General features: G+C 44.7%; 2 protein-coding genes and 1 pseudogene. All 3 read left to right on the forward strand.

The window, feature by feature from the left end; translation table 11 throughout:
• The coding region (locus Q0502_RS09020; protein WP_298649808.1) for a RagB/SusD family nutrient uptake outer membrane protein at positions 1–502 on the forward strand (502 nt) is incomplete at its 5' end.
• A 25-nt stretch (positions 503–527) separates the two neighbouring features.
• Positions 528–1496, forward strand: coding sequence for a DUF1735 domain-containing protein (locus Q0502_RS09025; RefSeq protein WP_298649810.1), 969 nt, complete (start codon positions 528–530; stop codon positions 1494–1496).
• A 175-nt stretch (positions 1497–1671) separates the two neighbouring features.
• Positions 1672–2673 (forward strand): annotated as a pseudogene (locus tag Q0502_RS09030) (hypothetical protein); the annotation flags it as partial.

Below are 2673 nucleotides of genomic sequence, written 5' to 3' on the forward strand. Positions count from 1 at the left end.
CAGCCTGAACAGGCAACCCCATTCCAAGTTTTTTATTCGTTGGGCACACATGTGCCTGGCTTTTGCTGAAGCTGCGAATCAAGTGGCAGGTCCGACAGATGCTTCAAAATATGGATTGTCGGCCAAGGAAGCCATCTCTTATCTAAGGGCCAGAAAGACTTACGATAATAACAACGGATTTGTGACAGATCCCTACCTGGATGAAGTGGCAGCTGCAGGGAAAGAAGTTTTCAACGAATTTGTCAAGAATGAACGTCGATTGGAGACCTGTTTTGAGGGGATGCGCTTTTTTGATATGCGCCGCTGGTCAACCTCTCTTGAAGAGTTGAACAAGCCTGTACACATGATGAAAATCACACGCGAAAGCGAAAACGTATTCCAGTATACCCCTCAGGTGGTGGAATCACGCATTTATAAATCGGCTTATCTTCCCATTCCCTACCGGGAGATGTTACGTATGGGAAATTTGATTCAGAATGAAGGTTGGGATAGCTGGAAATAATTAACTAAATGTAAATTTTTTGATAATGAAAAAAATATATACGCTGCTCGTTATTGTCACTTTAGCTTCGTTGACATCTTGTTATGAAGACTATATCAAAGACTTTGATTACAATACTGTCTATTTCACGCAACAGACAAACGTGCGAACCTTTGTGGTTGGTGAGGGGATGCAGATAAATGTAGGTGTAGCCTTGGGTGGAATCCGGGAAAACAACATTGATCGTGAGGTCAATTTTATGTTGGACAACGGATTGCTTACCGAGGAACTTCTCGCCAGGATGGCGGGAGGAGTCGACCATATCAAGAATTATGTGAATTTGGACTCGGGATTGCATCCGTTACCTGCGGCCTACTACACGTTAAGCAATACCGGTAAGATGATTATAAAAAAAGGAGATCACAAAGGGGTGATTACCATTAAAGCCGATTCTGTCAAATTCCTGTCAGATCCAAAAACGTTGATCGCCCAGTACGCGATTCCCTTTTACATTACCGATGCGCAGGTCGACACGGTTTTGAATGACAAAAGGTACTCCGTTATTGGACTTCGTTATGAAAACATGTTGTTTGGAAATTACTGGCACGGGGGGGTAACTGAGGTTAAAGACGCTTCCGGAAACATCGTCGAAACAATTAAATATTACACGACCGTTCCTTCGCCCGAGACCAAGGTGATGAAGTTGCAGACAGTAGCTCCGCATACATTGATCACCAACAGAATCAGCGATCAATCGGGTTCATTTGAAATTACATTGAACGGCGATAATATTATCGTGGGCAAAGCAGACGGTTCAACGGTTGAAGTATTGCCTGACGGCGAAAGCAAATTCAACAGGGCAAAATTGCTTCAGGACAGGAAGATTTACCTGAAATATAAGTACGATAATGGGGACGGTACAACTTCCCATGCAACCGATACACTGACGTTTCGCAACCGGATCAGAGACGGGGTCAACGAATGGCAGGACGAAAATCCGGATAATTACAAGTAATGTCCCGCACAGCGGGCATTACTTATGCCTGAACGCGGAATTTTTTTCGCGTAAGCCGGCTCTCTGGCTTTAGGAACAGCAGTTCCTCCGCAAATATCCTGGCTTATAGAAAATCATATTAAGAAATAATTCATCAAACAGCGGTCTAATTTTGCAGTACATTTATTCAAAAACGATGGAGAAAGCACCTGTCCGTAATTGCGCACTACTGACAATGAAGATTGTCGTATCCCTTTTTTGGGTAGCTACTGCCGTAGGGTATTCCCAGAATAGTCCCGTACCTTTGAGGCCGATCGATGAGAAAAGAGTGGCAGAAATCATTCCTCTGCTGGCAGATAAGCCGGCAGGATTTGGACAGCCGGCACATCAACGTGAGGCGTGGGATCAGTTGATGCAGTCGGGCGCATACGACAACTTCCTGAAAAGCATGGATAATTTCGTTTTTCCACCGTTTAATGAGGAGGACTACTTCTCCCTTTCGAACGGAACTGCACCGTCGTCAGCGCGTGGACTGAATATGATGCGCAACCGGGCAAAAGGATTAGCGCAGGTTACCTGGGCCGAATGTCTTGAGAATAAAGGGCGTTACATAAAGGTGATTGAAGAGGGGTTGAGGGACCTCATCAACCAGAAATCCTGGGTTTCACCCCGGAATGATTACGAGTTCAAAAACTACAACGGTATTGAATACTCCGTAGAGTTGACAACGGCTTTGTACGCACATACCATTTCGCAGACGCTTTACCTGTTGGGTCATCAATTGGATCCTGCCTTGCGTAAGGAGGTAATCGCAGAAGTATACAAACGGGCGTTTTATCCTGTGTTGAACAAAATTAAAAGACAAGACAACAACCGGGAGAATCGGTTCCTTCTGATGACAAATAACTACAATCACGTCTGTTTGGCTGGTGTGGTAGGAGCGGCTCTCACGTTGATTGAAGATAAACATGAACGCGCGGTCTTCACCTACATCGGTGAGTACTATTCGCAAAATGGACTTGTCGGTTTTGGAGATGACGGATATTGTTCCGAAGGAATAGGCTATTTCAATTACGGTTTTGGGCGGTTTGTTCAACTGAGAGAATGCATCTGGCAGGCCACTGAAGGGAAAATCGATCTTTACGATAATCCAAAAGTGCGGAAAATTGCTTGGTATCCCTATAAAATGGAAATTGCC

It is taken from the genome of uncultured Proteiniphilum sp. (assembly GCF_937873925.1).
Taxonomy (GTDB): domain Bacteria; phylum Bacteroidota; class Bacteroidia; order Bacteroidales; family Dysgonomonadaceae; genus Proteiniphilum.